The organism is Parenemella sanctibonifatiensis, from assembly GCF_002250565.1.
In the GTDB taxonomy this organism is placed as follows: Bacteria; Actinomycetota; Actinomycetes; order Propionibacteriales; family Propionibacteriaceae; genus Parenemella; species Parenemella sanctibonifatiensis.
On the sequence record NZ_NMVJ01000001.1, the window covers coordinates 679,763 to 702,737 of the forward strand.

Sequence of the window (22,975 nt, forward strand, 5' to 3'; positions counted from 1 at the left end):
TGGGCATACCATTGCCGTGTGAGTCAGCAATGGGGTCAGCAGTTGGGCTGGGGAGACCAGTCGAACGGTTTCCAGCAGCAGGGTGGATATCAGCAGCAGCCTGGTGGATATGGCCAGAATGCCTTCGGCGGTCCCGGCGGTGGCGGCTTCGGCCAGTCTTGGCAGGGCGGCCAGCAGGGTTGGGGCCAGCCCCCGCAGCAAGGCTTCGGTCAGCCCCAGCAAGGCTTCGGTCAGCCCCAGCAAGGCTTCGGTCAGCAGGGCTACGGCCAGCCCGGTTACGGGCAGCAGGGCGGCTACCAACAGCAGGGATATGGCCAACAGTTCGGTCAGGGTGGCTACGTCCAGCAGCAGGGGTGGCAGCATCAGCAGTGGCAGCAGCCCGGCGGGCCGGCACCGAAGCGGCCCGGCTCCCCGCTGCGCCCGATCCTGATCGCCGTCATCGGCGTCCTGGTGCTGGCCATCGCAGGCATGGGCATCGCCTCGCTGGTGGGTCCCAGCTATGAGAACGAGGACTACGAGGTCCCGGCACCGTCCGAGACTCCGGCGCCGCCGCCGGACTTCCAGGCCTCCGAGGTTGAGGACTACATGGTCAACAACCCGCTCTATCAGCAGGTTGTCCCCGCCCCGGTCCGCTGTCAGGTCACCCCCGCCGACTGGCAGAACGGTACCGACGAGGACATCGAGCGATACATGGACGAGCTGGTCGCCTGCTTCACCCGGGTCTGGGGCCCCAGCCTCGAGGCTGCTGGCTTCACCCCGGTGGCCTTCAAGTCCGAGGTCTACTCCCCCGATGTCGCCACCGGCTGCGGCAAGCTGCCGGAGGTCAACGCGGTGTTCTGCGGCAACACCCAGAAGATCTACTACACCCAGACCCTGGCGCAGTTCCTCTTTCCGGAGTTCCCCGACCCCAGCTTCATCATCGAGTCGGTGATGGCTCACGAGTACGGCCACGGCATCGCCTACCGAAGCGGCATCCTGATCGCCGAGCACTACACCAGGCGTTCGGAGGGCCCGACCACCGAGGCCGGGCTGCTGTCCAATCGCCGCTCGGAGTTGCAGGCCGACTGCTTCGCCGGCCTGACGATGTACTCCCTTCAGGAGAGCCTGGAGATCACCGAGCCGAACATCGAGACCATCCTGTCAGTCTTCTCCGGAATCGGATCCGACGAGGAGGGCTCCAGCCACGGTCTGAGCACGTCGCGGGTCGCGTGGACTGAGCGCGGCTTGCAGGCCGATGGCGCGATCGGCACCTGCAACACGTTTGCTGCCGACGAGTCCGAGGTGCGCTGACCCGGGCCCGAACTGGGCGGCTGAAGCAGGTCAGCTCGGGTTGGCCCCCGCCAACTGCTCTGCCAGCGCCGCCGCCAACGCCAGGTCATGCGGGTTGGTGATCTTCATGCTGGCCACATCACCGGCGACCAGCACCACCTCACGGCCCAGTGCCTCACAGGCCGCGGCGTCATCAGTGACGGCGATCCCCTGCTCGGCCACATGCGCGTGGGCCAGCTTCAGGACGGCGGTCTCGAATCCTTGCGGCGTCTGGACGGCCCGCAGTGCCGCCCTGTCGACCACCGCCGAGCCCTCGCCTGTCACCTGCCGGATGCTGTCGACCACCGGGATCACCGGGATGACCGCCGTGGCGCCGTCCTCGACTGCTTCGATCACTCGGTCCACGACCTCGACCGGCACCAGTGGCCGGGCGGCATCATGCACCAGCACGAAGGGCGGCTCCGGATCCAGCGCGGCCAGGCCTGCGGCGACTGACTCCTGACGTTCCTTGCCGCCCGCCACCACTGTCACCGGAAAATCTGACAGGTCCGCGGCGAAGCGGTCTTCCATGCCGGCCGCCACCACGACGACCACCCGGGAGCAGCCGCCGGCGACCATCGCGCGTACGGAGTGCCGCACCAGACTCTCGCCGCCGAGCAACCGCAGTGCCTTCGGTTCGCCACCACCGAGGCGAACGCCAGAACCGGCCGCCACCACGATGGCAGCGACCGGTTCGACAGGTTGTTGTGTCGTCACGTCAGGACGCGAGGACCTCGTCGAGGAGCACCTCGGCTCGATCCTCTTCGACCTTCTCCGCGAGCGCGAGCTCGGAGACCAGGATCTGGCGTGCCTTGGCGAGCATCCGCTTCTCGCCGGCCGACAGGCCACGGTCCTTCTCGCGACGCCACAGGTCCCGCACCACTTCGGCGACCTTCATGACATTGCCCGAGTGCAACTTCTCGAGGTTGGCCTTGTAGCGGCGCGACCAGTTGGTCGGCTCCTCCACTTGCGGCTCACGCAGCACGGAGAACACCCGCTCCAGACCGTCGGCATCCACGACATCGCGTACGCCCACCAAGTCGAGGTTGCAGGCCGGGACTCGCACGACCAGGTCATTCTGACCGACGATGCGAAGGACCAAGTAGAGCCGGTCCTCTCCCTTGATCTTCCTCGTCTCCATGTCCTCGATGACAGCCGCCCCATGATTGGGATAAACCACCGTCTCACCGACAGTAAAGCTCATGTAGGAACCCCTTTCGCAGGCTCCATTCTATCACCCTGAACGCACGGAACCCATCCCGCAAACCCTTGCGCTCCGCCCCCGCGGACCCCTACCATGCCGCGGCCACCCCTTCCCCCTTCCCCAGCGCCTTGGAACCGCAGGCTGACGTGAGGGGCCGGATGCGGCTAGTGTTGGCCTCAACTGGACGTCCCTGTGGACGAGTCGCCCGAGCAAGGAGCACCGAGCATGCTGAAGGACTGGAGGCGCGCAGCAGCGGCCCTTGTCTGCGCCGCAACCGTGGGTCTGACCGGCTGCGGATTCAATGCTGACACCCTGCAGCCCTACACCCAGGCCGACGGCGCCAACGTCGAGGCCGGAGACGTCAAGGTTCGCGATCTGGTGGCCGTCCTCGACGGTGAGGGCGAGGCCTTCCTGACCGGTCAGATCATCGCCGACGCCGACGACGAACTGGTCGAGGTGACCGGCCAGGCGATCGGTTACGACAACCAGCCCGCCGGCCAGCTCAGCGTCGATTTCGACCAGATCGAACTCACCGCCAACGAGCCCGCCAACCTGCTGTCCACCCCGATCAGGCTGACCTCCGACGAGCTGGCAGTCGGCTCCACCGTGCGCCTGACGCTGGTCTTCGCCAGCGGCGCCCAGGCCGAAGTGGTCGCCCCGGTGCATTCGGCTGATGACGCCGTCTACGGTTCGGCCTCCCCGCAGGCCCCCTCAGCGAGCCCGCGAGGCTGATCGTTCAGGTCAGCCGCACCCGGTCACTGGAAGAGGCTGCTGACCGATTCGCCGCAGTTGATGCGGCGGACGGCTTCGGCAAACAGCGGGGCCACGGTGCAGACCTCCATGTTGGGCAGCCGCTTCTCCGCGGCCAGCGGCACCGTGTTGGTGGTGAGGATCCGGTCAACGCCATCCAGCGAGCCCAACCGCTCGATGGCCTTGCCGGTGAACAGGCCATGAGTGCAGACGACTGCGATGGAGTTCACGCCGATCTCGCGCACCTTGATGATCAACTCGACCATCGATCCGGCGGTGGCGATCTCGTCGTCGAGGACGATCACGTCCTTGCCGGTGACATCACCCACGATGGTGTCGATCACCACCCGATCGTCGGCCAGCCGGCGCTTGGAGCCGGCTGCGACCGGTACGCCCAACAGCCGCGCGAACTGATTGGCCACCTTGGCATTGCCGAAGTCGGGTGAGACCACCACGGCGTTGGACAGGTCCTGGTCCTCGAACTGACGGGCCAGTTCCCAGACCGCGCTGAGGTGGTCCACCGGCATCGAGAAGAAGCCGTGCACCTGCTCCGAGTGCAGCGCCATGGTGACGACCCGGGTGGCGCCGGCGGTGTGGAGCATGTCCGCGACCAGACGGCCGCCGATCGAGATCCGCGGCGCGTCCTTCTTGTCGGATCGGGCATAGGAGAAGTGCGGGATGACGGCCGTGATGTGGGCTGCGGAGGCACCGCGGGCGGCATCCAACATCATCAACAGCTCAAAGAGATTCTCCTGTGCCGGCGGCACCAACGGCTGCACGATGTAGACGTCACGGCGGCGGCAGTTGGCCTGCAACTGCACCTGCAGGCAGTCATTGCTGAAGCGTGTGGTGTCCGAAGGCGACAGGTCCACGCCGAGGATCTGGCACATTTCCTCGGCAAACTCACGGTGCGCGGAACCACTGAAAACGGTGATGTCGTTGGCCACGCGCCAACCCTAACGGCAGCGGTGGCTGCCCGGGGCAATCAGCCCTCGAACTTGTAACCGAGCCCGCGCACGGTCACCAGGTAGCGGGGCCGGCTCGGGTTCTCCTCGATCTTGGCGCGCAGCCGCTTGATGTGGACGTCGAGGGTCTTGGTGTCGCCGACATAGTCGGCGCCCCAGATCCGATCAATCAGTTGGCCGCGGGTCATCACCCGACCGGAGTTGCGCAGCAACATCTCCAACAGTTCAAACTCCTTGAGCGCCAGCCGCACCGGCTCCCCGGCGACGGACACCTCATGGCGCTCGACGTCCATGCGTACGCCACCTGCCTCGATGACATCGGGGATCAGCTCCACGTCCTGGGCGCGGCGCAGCACGGCCCGGATCCGAGCGGTCAGCTCACGCTGGCTGAAGGGTTTGGTGACGTAGTCGTCGGCGCCCAACTCCAGCCCGACCACCTTGTCGACCTCGGAGTCCCGAGCGGTGACCATGATCACCGGCACGCTGCCCCGCTGGCGTAGTTGTCGGCAGACCTCGGTGCCCGACAATCCGGGCATCATCAGATCCAACAGCACCAGGTCGGCGCCGCCACGATCAAACTCGACCAGACCCTGCGCGCCGTCGGGAGCCGCGACTACGTCGAAGCCCTCCTTCTCCAGCATGTAGGTCAGCGCCTCGCGGTAGGAGTCCTCGTCCTCGACCACCAACACCCGGGTCACACTGCCTCCTGTCTGCGGCCGGCCTCAATCAGGGCCGGGATACGGATCGTGAACGTGGAACCCTGTCCGGGTTTGCTCCACACAGAGATGGTGCCGCCGTGCGCGGCGATCGTGTGCTTGACGATGGACAGACCCAATCCTGTCCCACCATTCGCCCGGGAGCGAGCGTAGTCCACCCGATAGAAGCGCTCGAAGATGCGATCCACGTCGGCCGGATCGATGCCGATGCCGTTGTCGGAGACGGTGATCTCCACGAACTCCTCGCCGTCGTCATCGACCATCCGGCTCGCCACCGCCACCCGGGCGCCAGGTTCGGAGTAGCGGATCGCATTCTGCACCAGGTTGGCCACCGCCACCGTGAGGTGCTCGGCGTCTCCGATGACCAGGCAGCCACGGTCGACTGCCCGGCTGATCGTCACCTCGCGGGCCTCCGCTTCGATCAGCGAGCGGGCCACCGCCTCGCTGAGCACCTCGTCCACCTCGACCTCGTCGGCGGCCATCAAGGGGTCATCGGCCTGCAGTCGGGACAGTTCGATGACCTGCTGGACCAGGGCGCTGAGCCGTGCCGACTCGATGTTCATCCGGCCGGCGAAGCGGCGTACCGCCTCAGGGTCGTCGGCGGCCTCCTCGACCGTCTCGGCCAGCAGCGACAGCGCCCCGATCGGGGTCTTCAACTCGTGACTGATGTTGGCGAGGAAGTCGCGGCGGGTGGCATCGACCCGGCGGGCGGCAGTCTCGTCCTCGACCAGCACGAACACCTGTCCGGTACGCAGCGGCATCACCCGGACCGACAGCACCACCGCGGGCATGCCCCGGCCCCGCTCGACGTCCACGCTGATCTGCTGCAGTCGGCTCTCACGGCGGGCCGTTCGGATCGCCTCCTGCACCTGCGGCGCAATCACGTGCCGGCCCCGCACCAGCCCCAGGCTGCGGACCCGGGGGCTGGAGCGCTGCACCAGTTCGCGTTCGTCGAGCACCAAGGTGCCGGCCCGCAGGCTGGCGAGGATCTCCTCGGCCACCGGCGGCAGCACGGTGTCGGGTTGGTCGGTCTGCTGGTGGCTGTTGCGGACCATACGGAACAGCCAGCCGGCCGCCACCACGGCGGCAGCTCCGATCAGCGCCCCCAGCGCCAGCCAGCCGACAATGTCCACGGCCCGATCGTGTCACACTCCGACCTCCCAGCAGGCGCAAGCGCCATCAGCTTTGCGGTCTGGACGGGATGTGCGCCCGACGGGCGAGCGTCCTATCATGAGAAGTTCAGAGGAAGTTCACTCAACCCTCGCCCGAGTGCGCGCCGGGGCCATCTGGAACTCCTACGTTTGCTGTCACCCCAAGGACGGAGGCATCGGTGCGCGACTCCTACCATGATCGACTCGATCTTCTGATGGCCGACCTGCTGGAGATGACTGACCGGGTCCGGACCGCTGTCCAGGACGCCACGCGCGCCCTGGCCGAGGCCGACGTGCAGCTCGCTGAATCGGTGATCTCCGGCGATCAGGCCATCGACGCGCTCGCCAGCGAGGTCGAACAGACCGGATTTTCGGTATTGGCGATCTCCTCACCGGTCGCCGGCGACCTGCGGATGGTCACCTCCGGGCTCCGTGTGGTGATGGCCCTGGAGCGGATGGGAGATCTGGCCGCTCACATCGCCAAGATCGCCCGGCTGCGCTATCCCGACCCTGCGGTGCCGCCGCGGATGATGGACAGTTTCCTGCGGATGGCCGAAGTGGCCGAAGCGATGGTGGCGACCGCCGGGCGTACGCTGCAAGACCGCGACGCCGACACCGCCGCCCAGCTCGACGCCAACGACGAGCAAATGGACAAGCTGCGCCGCGATCAATTCGTCGAGATTCTCGGCGACGACTGGGACGAGGGCGTCGCTGCCGCCGTCGATGTTGCGCTGTTGGGTCGTTACTACGAGCGTATCGCCGACCATGCGGTCTCGGTCGGCAAGCGAGTGGTCTTCCTGGTGACCGGGATCCAGCCCAGCGAACAGAACTGACTGCTCGCCGGACCGGATCCCTGCTCGGGTCGGGCCCTGGTTACTTCTTGCCCTGGTTCTTGACGGCCTCGATCGATGCGGCGGCTGCCTCCGGGTCGAGGTAGCGGCCGCCGGGATTCTCGGGCTTGCCGTCGGCGTCGATCTCGTACACCAGCGGAACGCCGGTGGGGATGTTCAGCCCGGCGATCTCCTCGTCGCTGATGCCGTCCAGGTGCTTGACCAGTGCGCGCAGCGAGTTGCCGTGGGCGGCCACCAGCACGGTGCGGCCGGCGAGCAGGTCCGGAAGGATCTGGTCGTACCAGTAGGGCAGCATCCGGGCGACGACGTCCTTGAGGCATTCGGTACGCGGGCGTACCTCGCTGGGCAGGTCGGCGTAGCGGGGGTCGTGGTACTGGGAGAACTCGTTGTCGATGTCCTGCTCGGGTGGTGGGGTGTCGTAGGAACGGCGCCACGTCATGAACTGGTCCTCGCCGTACTCCTCGCGGATCGCAGCCTTGTCCTTGCCCTGCAGCGCGCCGTAGTGACGCTCGTTGAGGCGCCAATGGCGCTTCACCGGGATCCAGTGCCGGTCGGCGGCGTTCAGCGCCAGCTCGGCGGTGTGGATCGCGCGACGCAGCACCGAGGTGTGCACCACGTCGGGCAGCAACTGCTCGGAAGCGAGCAACTCACCACCGTGCTGGGCCTCTGCCCGGCCCTTGTCGTTGAGGTCCACATCCACCCAGCCGGTGAACAGGTTCTTGGCATTCCACTCGCTCTCGCCGTGGCGGAGCAGAATCAGCTTCGAGGTCATACCGCCAGCCTAACGGCGTCCGCAGGCCATCCGCACCGGTGCGAAACTGGGGGCCATGAGCGAACCTGTCAGCACTTCCGTCCAACCGCACCAGCAGGGCCGGATCGCCGTCGTCACCGGTGCCAGCAGCGGCATCGGGGCGGCAGCCGCGACTGCCCTGGCCAAAGCCGGCTGGCAGGTCTGGTGCTGCGCCCGACGTACCGATCGGATCGAGGCGCTGGCTGAGCAGATCGGCGGCCACGCGCTGGCGCTGGACGTCACTGACCCGGTCCAGGTGGACCGGTTGGCGGCCACCGTCGGCGACCGGGTCGACCTGCTGGTCAACAATGCAGGCGGCGCGCTGGGCCAGGAACCCGTCGCCGAGGCGGACCTGGACCTGTGGCAGCAGATGTACGCCACCAATGTCATCGGCGCGGCCGCGGTCACCAAGGCGCTGCTGCCGGCGCTGCGCCGGGCCGAGGGGCAGGTGCTGTTCATCACCTCGACCGCGGCCGAGGCGGCGTACGAGGGCGGCGCCGGCTACTGCGGCGCCAAGATGGCCGAGCGTGCCGTGGCCCGCTCGCTGCGGCTGGAGTTGGTCGGTGAACCGATCCGGATCAGCGAGATCTCACCGGGCATGGTGCACACCGAGGAGTTCTCCTTGACTCGCTTCGGCGGCGACCAGGCTCGGGCCGACGCGGTGTATGCCGGCGTCGCGGATCCGCTGCTGGCGGCCGACATCGCCGAGGCAATCCTGTGGGTGGCAGAACGCCCCAGCCACGTCAACATCGACTCGATGGTGGTACGCCCGCGGGCCCAGGCCGCCAACCACAAGGTGCACCGCAGCTGAGTGGGCTCACCCCAGTCGTGCGGCCAGATCCTTGTCCAGGTTGTCGAGGCGGGCGCTGATGGCCGCCAACGAGCGGGCGAACTGCTCCTCGGCGGAATGATCCGGGACCGGATCGCCAGCCAGCGCCAGATCGGCGGCCTCCCAGAAGGCCCGGTTGACCGGTTCCAGTTCCCAATGGTCCTCGGTTGCGATCTCCACCCCGGCCACCTGTCGGGAGCGGTCCAGCAACACGGTCACCAGTCCGTCCCCACTGGCGAAGCCATGCCGCTCCAGCTCTACGCCAGTGGGTTCGCCATCGGCCTCCTGCCAGTCCTGGCCGCCCTGATCGGCGATGGCCTGCTCGAGCTCATCGGCGTACGCCGGCTCCTGCAGCAACACCTGCTGCATCCCCGACACCATGGCCTTGCGGGCGGCCTCGAGCGCCTGACCGAGCTCGGCGGCGTACTCGATGGCGGTGAGATTGACGACAGCCGGCACCCATTCCAGGTGCACCAGGCGCAGCAGCCCGGACAGGTGTACGCACACCTGCCGGCTTCGTGAGAAGCCTGAGGCCCGGAACTCGCTCAGCCACTGCGCCAGTGCGACGGCCTGGTCGAGTCCGGGCAACACCAGCCCGGGCACCAGTCCGTCGACCTCAGCCGCGATGGAATCGGCCAGGTCGGGGGCGGAGGCGCCGGCGGACTCGTCCTGGGTCATCACAGCGCCGCCACCGCGGGCGTGTCGGCCGCACCTGATCCGGAGATCGTCGGGCGCTTCGCCATCACCTCATCACTGGTCGGCACCGCGTCGACCTTGTCAAGCAGTGGCTTGACCTTGTCATGCATCTCCTTGACCTTGCGCAGCACCTGCTCGATCCGGTCCAGAATGGGCTTGTACTTGGCGATCAGGGTGGCGAGCTTCTGCAGCATCGCCATGATCTGCTGCAGCATCTGACCGACCTGGCCGACCACCTGGGCGACCCGAGCAACGACGTGGGAGACCTGGCCGATCGCGCTGATCAGCCAGGCCGCCAGCGACCCGCCAAAGGTGCTGGCGGCCGCTGCCTGAGCCACCAGGTAGGTCTGGATGAGTTGCTTCACCAGATCGGTGACGATGCTCCAGATCAGGTTGGCGGCCTCGGTGGCAACCTCGGCGGCCGCGTTCAGGATCTCCTGGGTGGCAGCGACGATCTGGCCGGTGGCCACGGTCGCCTCGCCGGCCTGGGTCCTGGTGTGCGGAAACCGTCGGCAGCCTCCCCGGTCCACCGGTCCACGCCGATCGCGTTGGTGCTGATGCTGGTGCCAAGTGTCTCCACCTGCTGTCCCAGGGTGAGGTATCGCTGACCAGCTTCGGTCAGCGCCGCCGGGGCACCACAGACCCATTCCAAGGCTCCCTGGAACCAGCTGCGCGCGAAGCCGAGGGCTCGGTCGACCAGCCCTGGCAGCATCGAGAAGACGCCCTTCTCCAGATCAAATCCGGCAACAGTCATCGCTGCTTCAGCTCCTGTCCGATGATCTCCGCGAGCAGGCTGTGATCGGTCTCGATCTCGCGGTAGGCCGCAGCCGTGTCCTGGGCGCGGTTGTTGGCGTTGGTGAGCAATGCGTTGGCGGTCGCGAAGGCTTCGGTGCCCTTCTCGACGTGTTCGGTGTACTTGTCATGCACCTGGGAGGAGACCATCGGCAGCCGACCGAACACGCCCCGGTCGAGGTGGAGGGCCTGGAACTCTTCGGTGTGGCGGGCCATCGTGTCCGTGAGTTCTTGGACCGAGGAGGCAAAAACATCCAGTTGTGCAGGGTCAACCGTGAAGCTGGACCCGGGAGCGACCTGACTCATACCTCAAAAAGAGGCAGCCAGCGGGTCAGTCCCGGTTGCGTCGACGGAAACGATTGGCGAACTCCTTGCGGAACACCTCGCGTACCTGATCGGTGTCGACGCTGCCGTCCTCCCGGTCAAAGGCACCTTTGGCGGCCATCTGACACACGGTCAGCCAGGCCCCACCGACCGCGGCGGTGAGCGCGCTGGCCACCGAGGCGCCGATGGCGCCGCCCACGATCGCGCCGGCACCCGGCACCAACTTCACCAATCCGGTGGCGATCCGCCGGCCACCCTCGGTGGCGGCGATCGACGACACCGCGGCCATCGCCGCGGCCGTGCCCAACGGCACGTTGTAGAGGTGAGCGATGCGGGCCATCATCGCCAGTTGCAGCGGCACCAGCACGGTGGCATCGGCGAACGGGATGGGCACCGCGGCGACGCCCGCGGCTGCCGCTACCGTCGAGGCAATCTGAACTTGGGCAGACTTGGCCTTGGCGGCCATGTCCACCCGTTGCGCCACGATGAGCGCGGTTCGGACGGCTTCTGGGCTGACGCGAAAGGTGGCCTGCAGCAGGTCGATCAAGCCGTGTGCCGACTGACCAGTGAACTGGTCCCCCACCGCGTTGGTCATCAAGGGTCGACCACCCACGATCGGCAGCCCGCGGGCCTCGATCGCATCGGCCAGCGCCACCGCATCCGGGTGGTAGTCGTTGCCATTCTTCGGCACCTGGGTGAGCACGACCAGCACCGGCAACTCCAGATCGGCCAGCTCCGTGACCAGGGCCGCCTCGGAATCCTCGAAACGTCGGTCCATCCCTCGTACGCAGTACCACGCGGCGTGGATCTGTTCGGCGATCGGCAGGTTGCGGCGCTTGGTGACCTCGGCCTGCAGGTCCTTCGCGAGCCGCTTGTCGTCTCGGCCGATCTCCACCCCCTTGGTGTCGAGCAGGCCGAGGGTGCCGCGCTGGTCCAGATACAGGTGGGAGCCCTCGGTGACGGGCGCTCCGATGCCGGTCTGCGCCAACGGTTCACCGAAGACGGCGTTGACCAGCGTCGACTTGCCGACGCCGGTCTTGCCGAAGATCGCGAGGTTGAAGCGCCCGAGCTGGTCGAGCTGTTTGTGGAACTCGGCCGTGAACGCACCCTGCTGAGGCAGATCAATCACGCGCCCATTGAATCGCATGCCACCAACCAACCGCCGACCACCAGCCGAGCGCCGTTGGTGATTCGCCCCGCAGGGAACCCGGGCCTGGCTGGCGATCGTCTCAGGCCGCGGATGCCTCGGCATCGGCCCGATTTGTGCGATTTGTCCCGACGGGACACGACGGAACGGCACCGAACCGATAGCATTGGACATGACCCACCCCAGTGTGGGCCCCGAACGAGGATGGGACGAGACATGAGCAACGGATATCCCCAGCAGGGCGGCGGTTTCGGCGGCCAGCAGGGCGGTGGATTCGGCGGTCAGCCCGGTGGAGCGCCTCAGGGTGGCGGCTTCGGTGGCCAGCAGGGTGGCGCCCCTCAGGGTGGCGGCTTCGGTGGCCAGCCCGGTGGCGCCCCGCAGGGTGGCGGCTTCGGCGGCCAGCCCGGCGGCGCCCCGCAGGGTGGCGGCTTCGGCGGCCCGCAGGGACCGCAGGGTGGCGGCGGCTTCGGCGGCCCGCAGGGACCCCAGGGCCCCCAGGGCGGCGGCTTCGGCGGCCCGCCCCAGGAGCCCAAGAAGTCCAACACCAACACGATTCTCGGGATCGTCGCCGGCGTCCTGGTGCTCGCGCTGATCGGTGGCGCCGTGTGGTTCTTCGGCTTCCGGGACGGCGACGACCAGGCTGACCCGCCGCCCACGACGGCGCAGACGACCGACAGCGATCCCACCGGAGGCACCGAGACCACCAGCTCGGCACCGACGAGCTCCGGTCCGACGAGCTCTCCGACCAGCTCCGGTCCGACCAGTTCTCCGACCAGCTCAGCCCCGACCAGCTCCGGTGACAAGGCGTCGCTGCAGGAGCTCGAGGACGGCATGACCAAGATCTTCGCCGCTCCGGAGGTGCTCGGCAGCGAGGAGCTGGGCCGCAAGCTTGCCGCCTGCGTCGCCCCGAAGATCTACGACGAGGTGTCCGACGAGACCGTCAACAACCTCGCCGCGGGACGCGACCTGATGAAGCAGTCCGAGGTCCCGTTCGTCACTGAGCAGATCCAGAGCTGCTCCAGCGAGATCGCCTGATCTGACAGCTTCCACTGACGTGGGCCCCACCCTGGCGGGTGGGGCCCACGTCTGCGTTCGGGCCGTCACGATGGTGCTCGATCGGCCACCGCGTTCTACACTCATCCACGGCCCGCGCCTCGGATGGGTCACCCAGACCGAAGGAGCCGCGTATGGCCACTCGTACCGACCTGCGCAATGTCGCGATCATCGCCCACGTAGACCATGGCAAGACCACGTTGGTGGACGGCATGCTGTGGCAGTCCGGGGCATTTCGGACCGGCCAGGACGTCGACGAGCGGGTCATGGATTCGATGGACCTGGAGCGCGAGAAGGGCATCACGATCCTCGCCAAGAACACTGCGGTGGCGTACACCACCCCCGCGGGCGAGGACATGACCATCAACATCATCGACACCCCCGGCCACGCCGACTTTGGCGGTGAGGTCGAGCGCGGCCTGGAGATGGTCGACGGTGTCGTGCTGCTGGTCGACGCCTCCGAGGGCCCGCTCCCGCAGACCCGATTCGTGCTGCGCAAGGCTCTGGCCAAGAAGATGCCGATCATCGTGGTCATCAACAAGGTGGACCGCCCCGACGCCCGGATCAGTGCCGTCGAGGAGGAGGTCTACGAACTGTTCATGGACCTGATCGAGGACGACGACGCCGACAACGCCCTGGACTTCCCCGTCGTGTACGCCTCAGCCAAGGCACGCCGCGCCTCCCGCAACCAGCCCGCCGACGGCGAGATGCCGGACAGCGACTCCCTGGAGCCACTGTTCGCCACCATTTTGGACACCATCCCCGCGCCCGAGTACACCGAGGGCGCCCCGCTGCAGGCCCATGTCACCAACCTCGACGCCAGCCCCTACCTGGGCCGGTTGGCGCTGTGTCGGATCGTGCAGGGCACCCTCAAGCGCGGCCAGACCGTGGCCTGGTGCCGCGCCGACGGCGCCGTCCAGAACGTCAAGCTGTCCGAGCTGCTCATCACCAAGGCGCTGGAGCGCGTCCAGGCCGATTCCGCCGGCCCGGGCGACATCGTCGCGATCGCCGGCATCCCCGAGATCACCATCGGCGAGACCCTGGCCGACCCGGAGAATCCGGTCCCGCTGCCGCTGATCACCGTCGACGAACCGTCGATCTCGATGACGATCGGCATCAACACTTCGCCGCTGTCGGGCCGCTCCGGCAAGCAACTGACCGCCCGGCTGGTCAAGGCCCGGCTCGATGCCGAGCTGATCGGCAACGTGTCGCTGCGGGTCAGCAACACCGAACGCCCCGACACCTGGGAGGTCCAGGGCCGTGGCGAGCTGCAGCTCGCCGTCCTGGTCGAGCTGATGCGCCGCGAGGGCTTCGAGCTGACCGTGGGCAAGCCCCAGGTCGTCACCCGGATGATCGACGGCAAGCTGCACGAGCCCGTGGAACGTCTCACCATCGACATCCCCGATGACTTCGTGGGCACAGTCACCCAGTTGATGGGCCTGCGCAAGGGCCACCTGGAGCAGATGGTCAACCACGGCACCGGCTGGGTCCGCGTCGAATACATCGTGCCGGCCCGCGGCCTGATCGGCTTCCGCACCGAATTCCTCACCGAGACCCGCGGCACCGGCCTGATGCACCACGTCTTCGAGGGCATGGCACCCTGGGCCGGCGAGCTGCGTACGCGCCCAACCGGCTCGTTGGTTGCGGACCGACAGGGCAGCGTCACCTCCTTCGCACTGTTCAACCTGCAGGAGCGCGGCACCATGTTCGTCGGCCCCGGCGACGAGGTCTACGAGGGCATGGTGGTCGGCGAGAATGCCCGCGCCGACGACATGGACGTCAATCCGACCAAGGAGAAGAAGCTCAGCAACGTACGGTCCTCGACCGGCGACGAGCTGGAGCGACTGGTGCCGGCGAAGCTGCTCAACCTGGAGCAGGCGATGGAGTTCTGCCGCGAGGACGAGTGCCTGGAAGTGACCCCGGACAAGGTCCGGATCCGCAAGGTGACACTGGCCGCCAACCAGCGCGCCAAGGAACGCCGCAAGTCCTGACTGGACGCGGGGCGTCACGGCTGACTGGACGCGGGAGGTTGCGGCGTACGAGACTGTTTTCGGCGCCGCACACCCGCTGCCGGGAAAGGTGTCGAACTGCGAGGCAACCTTCTCACCGGCTGACCACGTAGTTGATGGGGAACAGACCGAAGGGACCTGACAATGTTCATCAAACTCAGCCGCGCCGTCCTGGCCGGCTTGGCGATCTCCGCGATGGCAATCGGGGGCACAGGCATTGCCGCCGCCCAGACGCCGTCGGACACGCCGTCACCGACCAGCTCGCCGTCCCCGCAGCCCTCGGGCAGCCCGTCGGCCTCACCGAGCAGCTCCCCCACCGCCAGCCCGAGCGAGAGCCCCTCGGCAACCCCCAGCTCGCCCAGCACGAGCCCCAGCGCATCCCCGCAGCAGCGCGCCCCGCAGGCCAACGCGGTCAGCATCTCCAAGGAGAACCAGGCTCGGTACGACGCCTTGTCTGCCGAGCTGAAGTCAACCCTGGGCGCCGTCAAGGGTGACACCGTTCACGAGAACGGCCTGGTCATCGACCGCTTCACCAACGGCGCTCTGGTGTGGTCCAGCGACAACGGCTCCAAGGTGATCCAAGGCCACATCTACAACCAATGGAACCGGGATGCCGGCGCCCGCAAGGCGTTGGGCGCCCCCACCACCGACGAGGTGGCCGGTGACAGCAACTCCCGGGTCAGCTACTTCACCAACGGGATCATCAACTGGTCCGCCAGCACCGGCACCAACGCTGTCTACGGCGCGATCTACGGCCACTACAAGGCCAACCGTTCCGCACTGGGTCTGCCCACCAGCTCCGAATTCACCGGCCAGCGCGGCGCCAGGGTGACCCGTTTCCAGAAGGGTCTGGTCATCTGGACCGCCAAGACCGGTCCCCGCATCGTCAGCGGCAAGATGCTGGAGCACTACGGCGCGCTGGGCTGGGAGGGCGGCATCCTCAACGTCCCCAGCAGCGATGAGTTCACTGGGCAACGCAACCTCCGGGTGCAGCGCTTCGCTGGCGGCCTGATGGTCAACACCCCCGGTGTCGGCCCGCGCGAGGTCCACGGTCGGATCCTGGACCGGTACGCGGCGTACGGCTGGGAGGGCGGCGTCCTCGGCGCCCCGACCAGCGACGAGTTCACCGGCGGTCGTGGCGCGAAGGTCAACACCTTCGAGGGCGGCGTGATCGTCTACACCCCCAGCACCGATGCGCACGCCGTCTACGGCGCCAACTTCGACCGCTACGGTGCCCACGGCTGGGAGGGTGGCGTCCTGGGCGTCCCCACCACCGATGAGTTCAACGGCGCCAACGGTGCCCGTTCGCAGCGCTTCGCCAACGGCCTGATCATCTTCAAGCCCGGCATCGGCTCGTACGCCGTGCACGGCGCGATCCTGTGGCAGTACAGCCAGATGGGCTTCGAGGGCGGCGCGCTGGGCGCTCCGACCAGCGACGAGTACGCCATCAACGGCGGTGTCGCGCAGAACTTCGAGCGCGGCACGGTTCGCTACAACTTCTCCACCGGTGCGCTGACGGTCCAGACCCAGGCCAACCTGCCGGCCGAGTGCATCACCAGCGGCCGCGTGCTGTGCATCTCCAAGAACGACCGCAAGCTGCGCTACGTGGTCAACGGCAAGGTCGAACTGAGCCTCGACGTCCGCTTCGGCAGCGAGCTCACCCCGACCCGCAACGGTACGTTCAGCGTCTACTGGAAGCACCGCGACCACGTCTCCAGCATCTACGGCACTCGGATGCCGTTCTCGATGTTCTTCTCCGGTGGCCAGGCCGTCCACTACTCCGATGACTTCGCCCGCCGCGGCTGGAATGGCAGCAGCGCCGGCTGTGTCAACGTCCGCGACTGGGACCAGTTGGAGTGGCTCTACGGCCAGGTCCGTGAGGGCGACCGCGTGGTGGTCTACAACTGATCGGTGATTGATTCGCTGATCCACTGACAGCGCCGGCCAGGTGATCCTGGCCGGCGCTGTTGCGTTGTGGGTGGGGCGTCGGCGAGCTCAGACGTCGTCGAAGTTGACCAACTGCTCCAGCGGCATCGGGGTGGGCTTGCGTGCCGTCAGCAGGCTGCCGTCGCTGCGGTGGGTCGGGACCGCTTCGGGAGCGGCGGCACGATGGTCGACCAGCTCGGTCGACAGCGGATGCTCCGGGTCGATCTCATGGCGTACGCCACGGACCCAGATGGTCGCCGACCCCTCCTCGGTGGAGGCCTCGAAGTGCTCCCGGGTCGCCGCGAACCGCAGGCGTACACCATTGAGCTTGAGGGAGAACTCGATCCGGCCCAGTTCGTCGGACACGCGGGGATCGAAATGAGTCTCCGAGCCGACCGTCCGCATCCCGCCAAAGCCCTGCACCAGCGCGCACCAGACGCCGCCACAGGAGGCGACATGGACACCGTCGACGGTGTTGCGGTGCAGGTCGGCGAGGTCGGTGTAGAGGGAGTGCCGGAAGTACTCCATCGCCTCCTCCTCATAACCCACCTCCGCCGCAACGATCGACTGGACGACGGCCGACAGGCTGGAGTCGCCGGTGGTGATCGGGTCGTAGTAGTCGAAGTCGGCCCGCTTCTCCGCCAAGGTGAACCGGTGTCCCTGCAGGAAGAGCGCGATGACGACGTCGGCCTGCTTGAGGACCTGGTGACGATAAATCACCAGCGGATGGAAGTGGAGCAGCAGCGGCCGCTCACTGTCGGGGGTGGCATCCAGGTCCCACAGCTCTCCTTCCAGGAAGTGTGCGTCCTGCGGGTGTACGCCCATGGTCTCGTCGTAGGGGATCGCCATCGCGTCGGCGGCCCGCTGCCACTCATCCAGTTCGTCCTCGGTCAGGTCGAGGCGACGCTTGAGGGCCGCGTAGTGCTCCGGCGCCCGCTCGGCGAGCTGGTCGACGGCATACCGGGCATTCTCCAGGTTGGACTTCGCCATCACATTGGTGAAGAGGTTGTCGTTGACGACGGTGGTGTATTCGTCGGGCCCGGTGACGCCATGGATGTGGAAGGTCGTCACACCGTCAACGACCCGGAAGAAGCCCAGATCCGCCCACATCCGCGCGGTTTCGACGAGGATGTCGATGCCCTTGTCCCGCATGAAGGCCTCATCCCCGGAGACCAGCACGTACTGGCACAGGGCGTAGGAAATGTCGGCGTCGATGTGATACTGCGCGGTGCCGGCGGCGTAGTAGGCCGAGGCCTCCTCGCCGTTGATGGTCCGCCACGGGAAGAGCGCGCCGCGTACCGCCAGCTCGCCAGCGCGTTCCTTGGCCTTGCCCAGCATCGAGTGCCGAAACCGCAGCGCGTTGCGTGCCAGCTCGGGGTGGTTGTAGGTGAGGAAGGGCAACACGTAGATCTCGGTGTCCCAGAAGTAGTGCCCCGAGTATCCCGACCCCGTGACGCCCTTGGCCGGGATGCCGACGCTCTCGGCGCGGGCGCTGGCCTGGGCCAGCTGGAAGAGGTTCCAGCGGATCGCCTGCTGCACCTCGGGGTTGTCGGCGACCCGGACGTCGCAGTCCTCCCAGTAGCGCGCGTACCAGTCGGCCTGGTCAATGAGGTGCTGGTCCAGGCCGAACCGGACGGCGCGGTCGAGGGTACGCCCGGCGCGGTCGACCAGCTCGTGGACCGGCACGTTCGCGGCGCTGTGGTAGCTGGCGTACTTCACCAGCGAGACGGTGACGCCCTGCCGCGCCTCGACGGTGAAGATGTGCTTGGCGACGTCGTGGTAGATCTCCTGGGCGACCTCGTACTCACAGTCGGCCAGCAGTTCCTCGTGGACCGCTGCCGCGAGCGTCATGCCGGAATTGGCCAGCAGGTAGCCCAGCACGGCGCGCTTCTCGTCGATGCTGTCGTGCTTGGGCTGCAGCACCCGATGCTCGAATGCAGCCGCTCGCCGCGGGTCCTTGTTGGCTCCGTGACCGTTGCCGTTGGCGGAGTATTCGTCCTTGCCATCCTGCCGGTTCAGCAGTTGGGAGGAGATCACCACCGAGCCGTCGCCGTCCAGCAGGGTCACCTCCAGGCTCATGATCGCCAGGTGTCGCTGGGTCATGCTGACCAGCCGGCGCGTGACCACCCGGACCCGGCTGCCGCGGGAGGTGCGCCAGACCAGCGAGCGGGTCAGCACCCCGGTGCGGAAGTCGAGTTCGCGCTCGTACTCGGACAGGTCGGCCTGCCAGACGTTGAGCGGCTCGTCGTCGACGTAGAGCTTCATCACCGTGGCGTCAGGGGCGGTGATCATGGTCTGCCCGGTCCGGGCGAAGCCGTACGCCTCCTCGGCGTGCTGGATCGGGTAGGTCTCGTGGACGCCATTGAGGAAGGTGCCGTGGGCCGCGGTGGGCCGGGCCTCCTCGGGGGTGGCGCGGATGCCGAGGTAGCCGTTGCCGACCGCGAAGGTGGTCTCGGTGGAGCCGAGGTCCTCCAACTCGGGTCGCGTCTCGCGCAGTGCCCATTCGTCGGCCGGGAAGCGGGAACGGTCAAGCAGGGCGAGCCGCTCGGCCCGCCGCTGGTCCGGGCTCATCGCTGATCCTCCGAGCCTTCCTGCGGGGCGGGCGGCTCGAAGCTCGCCTCGCCGAACCACGCGGCGACCAGGTCGCCGAGGTCGCTGACCACACTGGTCGCGCCGGCCTCGCGCAGCGTGTCGGCGCCGGCGCCGCGATCGACTCCGATGACCTGAGCGAAGGAGCCGGCCGCACCGGCCTGGACGCCGGACACCGCATCCTCGACCACGACCGCGTCAGCTTCGGCGACCTCCAACAGCTCGGCGGCATACCGGAAGGTGTCCGGCGCAGGCTTGCCGGCCAAGCCCTCGCGGGCGGCGACCGACCCGTCGACGACCACGCCGAAGCGCTGCCGCAGGCCAGCAGCGGTGAGGACCGCCTCGGCGTTGCGCGATGAGGACACCACCGCGATCGGGGTGCCGGCCATCCACAAACGGTCCAGCAGGCGTACCGATCCCGGATAGGGCTTGACGCCCTCGCTGGCGAGCACCTGGGTGAAGAGCTCGTTCTTGCGGTTGCCCAGCCCGCAGACGGTCTCCTCGCCTGCCGGGTCGTCGACCTCACCCTCGGGAAGCTCGACACCTCGGGCGGCGAGCATCCCGCGTACGCCATCGAACCGCGGCAGACCGTCGATGTGGTCGAAGTAGTCATCGTCGGTGTACGCGGCCAGCCCACGTTCCTCGAAGAACGGGCTGAACAGAGCGGCCCACGCCTTGCGGTGGACCTCAGCGGTCGGGGTGAGCACCCCGTCCAAGTCGAACAGGACAGCACCTGGGGCAGTCGTCATGCGGCCAACCCTAGTCGGGTGGAACCTGATTCAGTCCAGCGCTGCGGTGATCTCGCCGACGGGTTCGCCGTGGCCGAGCACCGGCACCGATGCCAGTTGGTCCAGCGCGCCCTGGTCCGCTGTCACGTCCAAGTCGCGCAGCAGTGCAACCGCGATCGGCATCAGCGCCCGCGCCGACCCGTCGTCCATCTTGATGGCGATGCCATACCCGGACTCGAGGCCGATCGCCAGGCAGCCCTCGGCCCCGCCCTTGGTGACCAGTCCGCGTACGGCCCGGTGCAGCCGCAGCTCATCGGTGTCGCTGCCGCTGACGAACTGGGGGTAGGCCCGGTATGCCTGCGCCAACGCGGCTGGCGCGAACTCCTTGGTCGCAGCCCAGCGGCCGAAGCCACGTGCCAGACCGGTCAATGAGATCGACCACAGCGGCGCGCCACACCCGTCCACCGTCGCATCGCCCGGCTGCTGACCGCTGTACTCTGCGATCACGGCTTGGACCTCCTGCTGCAACGGATGCTCGGGATCGCGATAGGTGCTCACGTCGAGCCCGGCCCGGACACAAGCCAGCAGCATCGCCGCATGCTTGCCCGAACAGTTCATCAGGACCGGCGCCGGCGACGGCCCGTGCGCGTGCACCCACAGGTCCCGCGGCCGACCGTGGTGCGGCAGATCCGCCGGCGTCTGAAGCGCGGTCTCCGGCAACTCGGCAGCAGCCAGGATCCGGCGTACGCCGTCGATGTGGAAGTCCTCGCCGTGGTGGGAGGCCGCCGCCAGGGCCAGCAATTCCGCCTCCAGATTCATGCCGAGCCGCTGCATCGCGATCGCTTGGAACGGCTTGGCGGCGCTGCGCGGATAGAACGGCAACTCGACTTCGCCGATCCGGCGTACCACCCGACCGTCGGGGTCGGTCACCACTGCCCTGCCGTGATGCACCGATTCCACCAGCGGCCCGCGGCGCATCGTCGCGATGATCGGATCCAACGCCAGGGCGGCGGACTGCTGACTGGGATCGGCACTGGTCCTGCGGGAGGGGGTCATGTCGCAGATGTTAGTAGTGCACCGGATGGAGTTGACTGTGCTTGATGCGCCGGGCCAGTCGCGCCCGGCGCAGCGGCCAGCGGTTCAGCCTGAACCAGCACAAGTGCAGGTGGATCAGCAACCCCAGCACGAGAAACGCCACCGTCACCGGGGCCCAGATCCGGGCAAAGAAGGTCAGCATGGCGACCATGAACACCGCCACCACGAACATCACTGCGGCCGAGATCCGCGCCACTCCGAAACCGGCCAGCCCCGCGATCTTGGTCCGTTCCATCTTGATCAGGTCCGCTTCGGCGCGCGCCTGCGCACCCAACAGAACCAGGGTGATGAGCACCGGGATGTAACACAGGACGATGATCGGGGTCCGGAACTGCGGCTCAAGAAACGCGAGCACCACCAGTGCCGCCGCCAGCCCGAACCACGCCCTGGCCCGATACTGCCGATCGCTCAGCAGCGCCGGGAAGCGACTCTCCGCGAGCCCCTGCTCGGCCTTCACGCCTTCCCGACCTTCACCACTGCCGGACGCTCACAGCTTCGGCTTGATGTGCAGTCCAACCTCGGGATCGACCAGCGGCTCCTGGGCAGCGCTCAGCTCGGCGTCAACCAACAGTTCGGCATCCGCCGGTACACCACGGCGTACCACTCCCAATGCCACCGGGCCCAGTTCGTAGTGACGGGCCGCCGATCCGACGAAACCAATCTTCTTCCCTTCGTGGAAGACCTCGGTGCCGTGCGCAGGCAGTTCGTCGACGCTGCCATCCAGGTGCAGCAACACCAACCGGCGCGGCGGCCGCCCCAGGTTGTGCACCCGCGCGACCGTCTCCTGACCCCGATAGCAGCCCTTCTCCAGATGCGTTCCCCACAGCCCCAGTTCGTTGGGGATGGTGCGGTGGTCGGTCTCACAACCCAGCCGCGGCACACCGGCAGCAATCCGACGCGCCTCGTACGCCCACACCCCGGCCTGATGGTCGAAGTGCCCCAGGAAGTCCGCCACATGGTCACGCGGCACGAAGGCCTCTCGCCCGCCCAGCGAATCGGCGGCGCTGCGTGTGATGAGATGCTCGGGCAAGCTGGCCGGCGGCGTACCGATCGACCAGATCACGGCCAGGTCCGGCGTCCGCTGCGTCACCTCGACGCGCAGCATGAAACGCATCGAGTCCAGAAAACCGGCCAGCGCCTCGCCGGCACCGGGCTCGGTGTGGATCCAGGTGTTCTCTCCGTCATCGACCAACTGCATCGCATGCTCGATGTGCCCCCGCGCCGACAGCAGCAGCGCGGTGGTGCCGACTCCAGCGGGCAGCGCGCGCAACTCCTGACTGGTGAGGTCGTGCAGCCAGCTGAGCCGATCCGGGCCGCTGACCTGCACGACGTCGCGGTGCGACAGGTCCACGACCACAGTGCCATCACCGTCAGCGGCCCGCTCCATCAGCCGCTGCTCCTTGTTGGGGTCGCCCAAGTGCCAGACGGCGCCGGCGTCGACGCCCGCCTCGACCATGACCGACATCATCCCTCCGCTCGGGCCAATCGGGCCCACAGATAGGTCTGCATCTCGTGCTCCTCGGTGGCCCGGTCCAAGGTCCACAGCAGGTCACCCTCGACGTGACCATAGAGCCGGTGCCCGGCGGTGAAGGTGACCTCGGAGCTGGTGGAACGGATCACCGCATCGGTCTTCAGCTCGATCTTCTTGCCGGTGACGTCGCCGTACCACATCTCGATCCGGCCCTCGGCGTTGCTGAGCAACAGTTCGACCTGGTTGCCGCCAGCGGGACGCCAGAATCCGCTCTCCATCGCCAACGGCTTGGTCGCCTTGCCGGCCTCGTCGACGGCGAACATCTGTGACATGTAATGCAGGTAGGGCCCACCGTTGTGGGCGACATCGACCTGCTGGCCGTACTCGAACTCGCCCTCGCCGGGCCAAGTCCCCTTGCCGCTGCCCTCCCAGCGACCGATCAGCCAGGACAGTCCCAGCAGGCTCTCGTGCAGATTGTCGGGGGCCACGGATGCTCCTCAGGTCGGTTGGTCAGTGCCGGGTTGGTCAGAGATGACGTTGTGGGGCTGTCGCGCATCAGTCCACGTCGCGACGCTGCCGCC

The 22,975-nt window shown here is 67.6% G+C and carries 24 protein-coding genes; 7 read left to right on the top strand and 17 right to left on the bottom strand.

All coding sequences use genetic code 11. The features are described 5' to 3' along the window. Positions 1-18 precede the first annotated feature (18 nt). The gene (locus tag CGZ91_RS03215; protein ID WP_144276761.1) at positions 19-1,290 is read left to right on the top strand and encodes a neutral zinc metallopeptidase; all 1,272 of its coding nucleotides are present in this window, start codon (positions 19-21) and stop codon (positions 1,288-1,290) included. 30 nt (positions 1,291-1,320) lie between these two features. On the opposite strand, the gene ispD is transcribed toward CGZ91_RS03215, so the two are convergent. Further along, positions 1,321-2,025, bottom strand: coding sequence for a 2-C-methyl-D-erythritol 4-phosphate cytidylyltransferase (gene ispD / locus CGZ91_RS03220; protein ID WP_094452467.1), 705 nt, complete (start codon positions 2,023-2,025; stop codon positions 1,321-1,323). 1 nt (position 2,026) lies between these two features. Then, positions 2,027-2,512: a CarD family transcriptional regulator gene (locus CGZ91_RS03225; RefSeq protein WP_094451763.1), complete on the bottom strand. Its 486-nt coding sequence runs from the start codon at positions 2,510-2,512 to the stop codon at positions 2,027-2,029. 225 nt (positions 2,513-2,737) lie between these two features. Between CGZ91_RS03225 and CGZ91_RS03230 the strand changes: the two genes are divergently transcribed. Further along, positions 2,738-3,244 (top strand): hypothetical protein, encoded by a 507-nt coding sequence (locus tag CGZ91_RS03230; RefSeq protein ID WP_094452468.1) that lies wholly within the window; start codon positions 2,738-2,740, stop codon positions 3,242-3,244. Positions 3,245-3,267: 23 nt separating this feature from the next. On the opposite strand, the gene CGZ91_RS03235 is transcribed toward CGZ91_RS03230, so the two are convergent. From CGZ91_RS03235 to CGZ91_RS03245, 3 genes are read right to left on the bottom strand one after another with little or no spacing between them, the layout of a single operon-like run. After that, on the bottom strand, positions 3,268-4,209 hold the full coding sequence (locus CGZ91_RS03235; protein ID WP_094451761.1) for a ribose-phosphate diphosphokinase: 942 nt from the start codon (positions 4,207-4,209) through the stop codon (positions 3,268-3,270). A gap of 38 nt (positions 4,210-4,247) precedes the next feature. Beyond that, positions 4,248-4,925 (bottom strand): response regulator transcription factor, encoded by a 678-nt coding sequence (locus CGZ91_RS03240; RefSeq protein WP_094451760.1) that lies wholly within the window; start codon positions 4,923-4,925, stop codon positions 4,248-4,250. Further along, positions 4,922-6,076 (bottom strand): sensor histidine kinase, encoded by a 1,155-nt coding sequence (locus CGZ91_RS03245; protein ID WP_094452469.1) that lies wholly within the window; start codon positions 6,074-6,076, stop codon positions 4,922-4,924. Before CGZ91_RS03245 ends, CGZ91_RS03240 begins: the two co-directional genes overlap by 4 nt. 197 nt (positions 6,077-6,273) lie before the next feature. Here CGZ91_RS03245 and phoU point away from each other — a divergent pair, with 197 nt between their 5' ends. Next, positions 6,274-6,927 carry a phosphate signaling complex protein PhoU gene (phoU, locus tag CGZ91_RS03250; protein ID WP_094452471.1) on the top strand — a complete coding sequence of 218 codons (654 nt, stop codon included), beginning with the start codon at positions 6,274-6,276 and terminating at the stop codon, positions 6,925-6,927. Between the two features lie 40 nt (positions 6,928-6,967). Here phoU and CGZ91_RS03255 read toward each other — a convergent pair whose 3' ends face one another. After that, entirely contained in the window at positions 6,968-7,717 is a 750-nt protein-coding gene (locus tag CGZ91_RS03255; RefSeq protein ID WP_094452473.1) for a phosphoglyceromutase, read from the bottom strand. A 55-nt stretch (positions 7,718-7,772) separates the two neighbouring features. Here CGZ91_RS03255 and CGZ91_RS03260 point away from each other — a divergent pair, with 55 nt between their 5' ends. Continuing rightward, positions 7,773-8,546, top strand: a complete 774-nt coding sequence (locus tag CGZ91_RS03260) for an SDR family NAD(P)-dependent oxidoreductase (protein ID WP_094452475.1) — start codon at positions 7,773-7,775, stop codon at positions 8,544-8,546. Between the two features lie 6 nt (positions 8,547-8,552). Here CGZ91_RS03260 and CGZ91_RS03265 read toward each other — a convergent pair whose 3' ends face one another. From CGZ91_RS03265 to CGZ91_RS03280, 5 genes are read right to left on the bottom strand one after another with little or no spacing between them, the layout of a single operon-like run. After that, the gene (locus tag CGZ91_RS03265; RefSeq protein ID WP_094452477.1) at positions 8,553-9,242 is read right to left on the bottom strand and encodes a hypothetical protein; all 690 of its coding nucleotides are present in this window, start codon (positions 9,240-9,242) and stop codon (positions 8,553-8,555) included. Then, positions 9,242-9,730, bottom strand: a complete 489-nt coding sequence (locus CGZ91_RS03270; protein WP_094452479.1) for a hypothetical protein — start codon at positions 9,728-9,730, stop codon at positions 9,242-9,244. The genes CGZ91_RS03265 and CGZ91_RS03270 overlap by 1 nt, the downstream gene beginning before the upstream one ends. Beyond that, positions 9,688-10,014, bottom strand: coding sequence for a hypothetical protein (locus tag CGZ91_RS14195; protein ID WP_179229190.1), 327 nt, complete (start codon positions 10,012-10,014; stop codon positions 9,688-9,690). The genes CGZ91_RS03270 and CGZ91_RS14195 overlap by 43 nt, the downstream gene beginning before the upstream one ends. Further along, positions 10,011-10,358: a hypothetical protein gene (locus tag CGZ91_RS03275; RefSeq protein WP_094452481.1), complete on the bottom strand. Its 348-nt coding sequence runs from the start codon at positions 10,356-10,358 to the stop codon at positions 10,011-10,013. Before CGZ91_RS03275 ends, CGZ91_RS14195 begins: the two co-directional genes overlap by 4 nt. A 25-nt stretch (positions 10,359-10,383) precedes the next feature. Further along, the gene (locus CGZ91_RS03280; RefSeq protein WP_229116386.1) at positions 10,384-11,505 is read right to left on the bottom strand and encodes a GTPase family protein; all 1,122 of its coding nucleotides are present in this window, start codon (positions 11,503-11,505) and stop codon (positions 10,384-10,386) included. 234 nt (positions 11,506-11,739) lie between these two features. Between CGZ91_RS03280 and CGZ91_RS14200 the strand changes: the two genes are divergently transcribed. The 3 genes from CGZ91_RS14200 to CGZ91_RS03295 all read left to right on the top strand — a co-directional run bounded on the left by CGZ91_RS14200 (position 11,740) and on the right by CGZ91_RS03295 (position 16,493). After that, positions 11,740-12,558 carry a flagellar basal body-associated FliL family protein gene (locus CGZ91_RS14200; protein ID WP_179229191.1) on the top strand — a complete coding sequence of 273 codons (819 nt, stop codon included), beginning with the start codon at positions 11,740-11,742 and terminating at the stop codon, positions 12,556-12,558. Between the two features lie 152 nt (positions 12,559-12,710). Next, positions 12,711-14,567 carry a translational GTPase TypA gene (gene typA / locus CGZ91_RS03290; protein ID WP_094452485.1) on the top strand — a complete coding sequence of 619 codons (1,857 nt, stop codon included), beginning with the start codon at positions 12,711-12,713 and terminating at the stop codon, positions 14,565-14,567. A 162-nt stretch (positions 14,568-14,729) separates the two neighbouring features. Next, positions 14,730-16,493, top strand: a complete 1,764-nt coding sequence (locus CGZ91_RS03295) for a L,D-transpeptidase family protein (protein WP_094452487.1) — start codon at positions 14,730-14,732, stop codon at positions 16,491-16,493. 87 nt (positions 16,494-16,580) lie between these two features. On the opposite strand, the gene CGZ91_RS03300 is transcribed toward CGZ91_RS03295, so the two are convergent. Genes CGZ91_RS03300 through CGZ91_RS03325 form a run of 6 tightly spaced genes read right to left on the bottom strand, consistent with a single transcriptional unit; the run spans position 16,581 to position 22,882 of the window. Next, complete coding sequence (locus CGZ91_RS03300) at positions 16,581-19,082, bottom strand: glycoside hydrolase family 65 protein (protein ID WP_094452489.1); 2,502 nt, start codon at positions 19,080-19,082, stop codon at positions 16,581-16,583. Then, positions 19,079-19,849, bottom strand: a complete 771-nt coding sequence (locus tag CGZ91_RS03305) for an HAD family hydrolase (RefSeq protein ID WP_094452491.1) — start codon at positions 19,847-19,849, stop codon at positions 19,079-19,081. Before CGZ91_RS03305 ends, CGZ91_RS03300 begins: the two co-directional genes overlap by 4 nt. A gap of 30 nt (positions 19,850-19,879) precedes the next feature. Then, positions 19,880-20,884, bottom strand: a complete 1,005-nt coding sequence (locus tag CGZ91_RS03310) for an asparaginase (protein WP_229116387.1) — start codon at positions 20,882-20,884, stop codon at positions 19,880-19,882. 10 nt (positions 20,885-20,894) lie between these two features. Continuing rightward, complete coding sequence (locus CGZ91_RS03315) at positions 20,895-21,380, bottom strand: hypothetical protein (protein WP_094452493.1); 486 nt, start codon at positions 21,378-21,380, stop codon at positions 20,895-20,897. Between the two features lie 30 nt (positions 21,381-21,410). Further along, a complete protein-coding gene (gene ygfZ, locus CGZ91_RS03320) occupies positions 21,411-22,391 on the bottom strand; it encodes a CAF17-like 4Fe-4S cluster assembly/insertion protein YgfZ (protein WP_094452495.1) in 981 nt (326 codons plus the stop codon). Next, the gene (locus tag CGZ91_RS03325; RefSeq protein ID WP_094452497.1) at positions 22,388-22,882 is read right to left on the bottom strand and encodes a nitrobindin family protein; all 495 of its coding nucleotides are present in this window, start codon (positions 22,880-22,882) and stop codon (positions 22,388-22,390) included. Before CGZ91_RS03325 ends, ygfZ begins: the two co-directional genes overlap by 4 nt. Positions 22,883-22,975: the final 93 nt, after the last annotated feature.

Excerpts from the sequence above, each read along its gene's own strand:
- CGZ91_RS03225 (WP_094451763.1), bottom strand. The coding sequence starts at position 2,512 with ATGAGCTTTACTGTCGGTGAGACGGTGGTTTATCCCAATCATGGGGCG.
- CGZ91_RS03230 (WP_094452468.1), top strand. The coding sequence starts at position 2,738 with ATGCTGAAGGACTGGAGGCGCGCAGCAGCGGCCCTTGTCTGCGCCGCA.
- CGZ91_RS03255 (WP_094452473.1), bottom strand. The coding sequence starts at position 7,717 with ATGACCTCGAAGCTGATTCTGCTCCGCCACGGCGAGAGCGAGTGGAAT.
- CGZ91_RS03260 (WP_094452475.1), top strand. The coding sequence starts at position 7,773 with ATGAGCGAACCTGTCAGCACTTCCGTCCAACCGCACCAGCAGGGCCGG.
- CGZ91_RS03265 (WP_094452477.1), bottom strand. The coding sequence starts at position 9,242 with ATGACCCAGGACGAGTCCGCCGGCGCCTCCGCCCCCGACCTGGCCGAT.
- CGZ91_RS14195 (WP_179229190.1), bottom strand. The coding sequence starts at position 10,014 with ATGACTGTTGCCGGATTTGATCTGGAGAAGGGCGTCTTCTCGATGCTG.
- CGZ91_RS03275 (WP_094452481.1), bottom strand. The coding sequence starts at position 10,358 with ATGAGTCAGGTCGCTCCCGGGTCCAGCTTCACGGTTGACCCTGCACAA.
- CGZ91_RS14200 (WP_179229191.1), top strand. The coding sequence starts at position 11,740 with ATGAGCAACGGATATCCCCAGCAGGGCGGCGGTTTCGGCGGCCAGCAG.
- typA (WP_094452485.1), top strand. The coding sequence starts at position 12,711 with ATGGCCACTCGTACCGACCTGCGCAATGTCGCGATCATCGCCCACGTA.
- CGZ91_RS03295 (WP_094452487.1), top strand. The coding sequence starts at position 14,730 with ATGTTCATCAAACTCAGCCGCGCCGTCCTGGCCGGCTTGGCGATCTCC.
- CGZ91_RS03300 (WP_094452489.1), bottom strand. The coding sequence starts at position 19,082 with ATGAGCCCGGACCAGCGGCGGGCCGAGCGGCTCGCCCTGCTTGACCGT.
- CGZ91_RS03305 (WP_094452491.1), bottom strand. The coding sequence starts at position 19,849 with ATGACGACTGCCCCAGGTGCTGTCCTGTTCGACTTGGACGGGGTGCTC.
- CGZ91_RS03310 (WP_229116387.1), bottom strand. The coding sequence starts at position 20,884 with ATGACCCCCTCCCGCAGGACCAGTGCCGATCCCAGTCAGCAGTCCGCC.
- ygfZ (WP_094452495.1), bottom strand. The coding sequence starts at position 22,391 with ATGATGTCGGTCATGGTCGAGGCGGGCGTCGACGCCGGCGCCGTCTGG.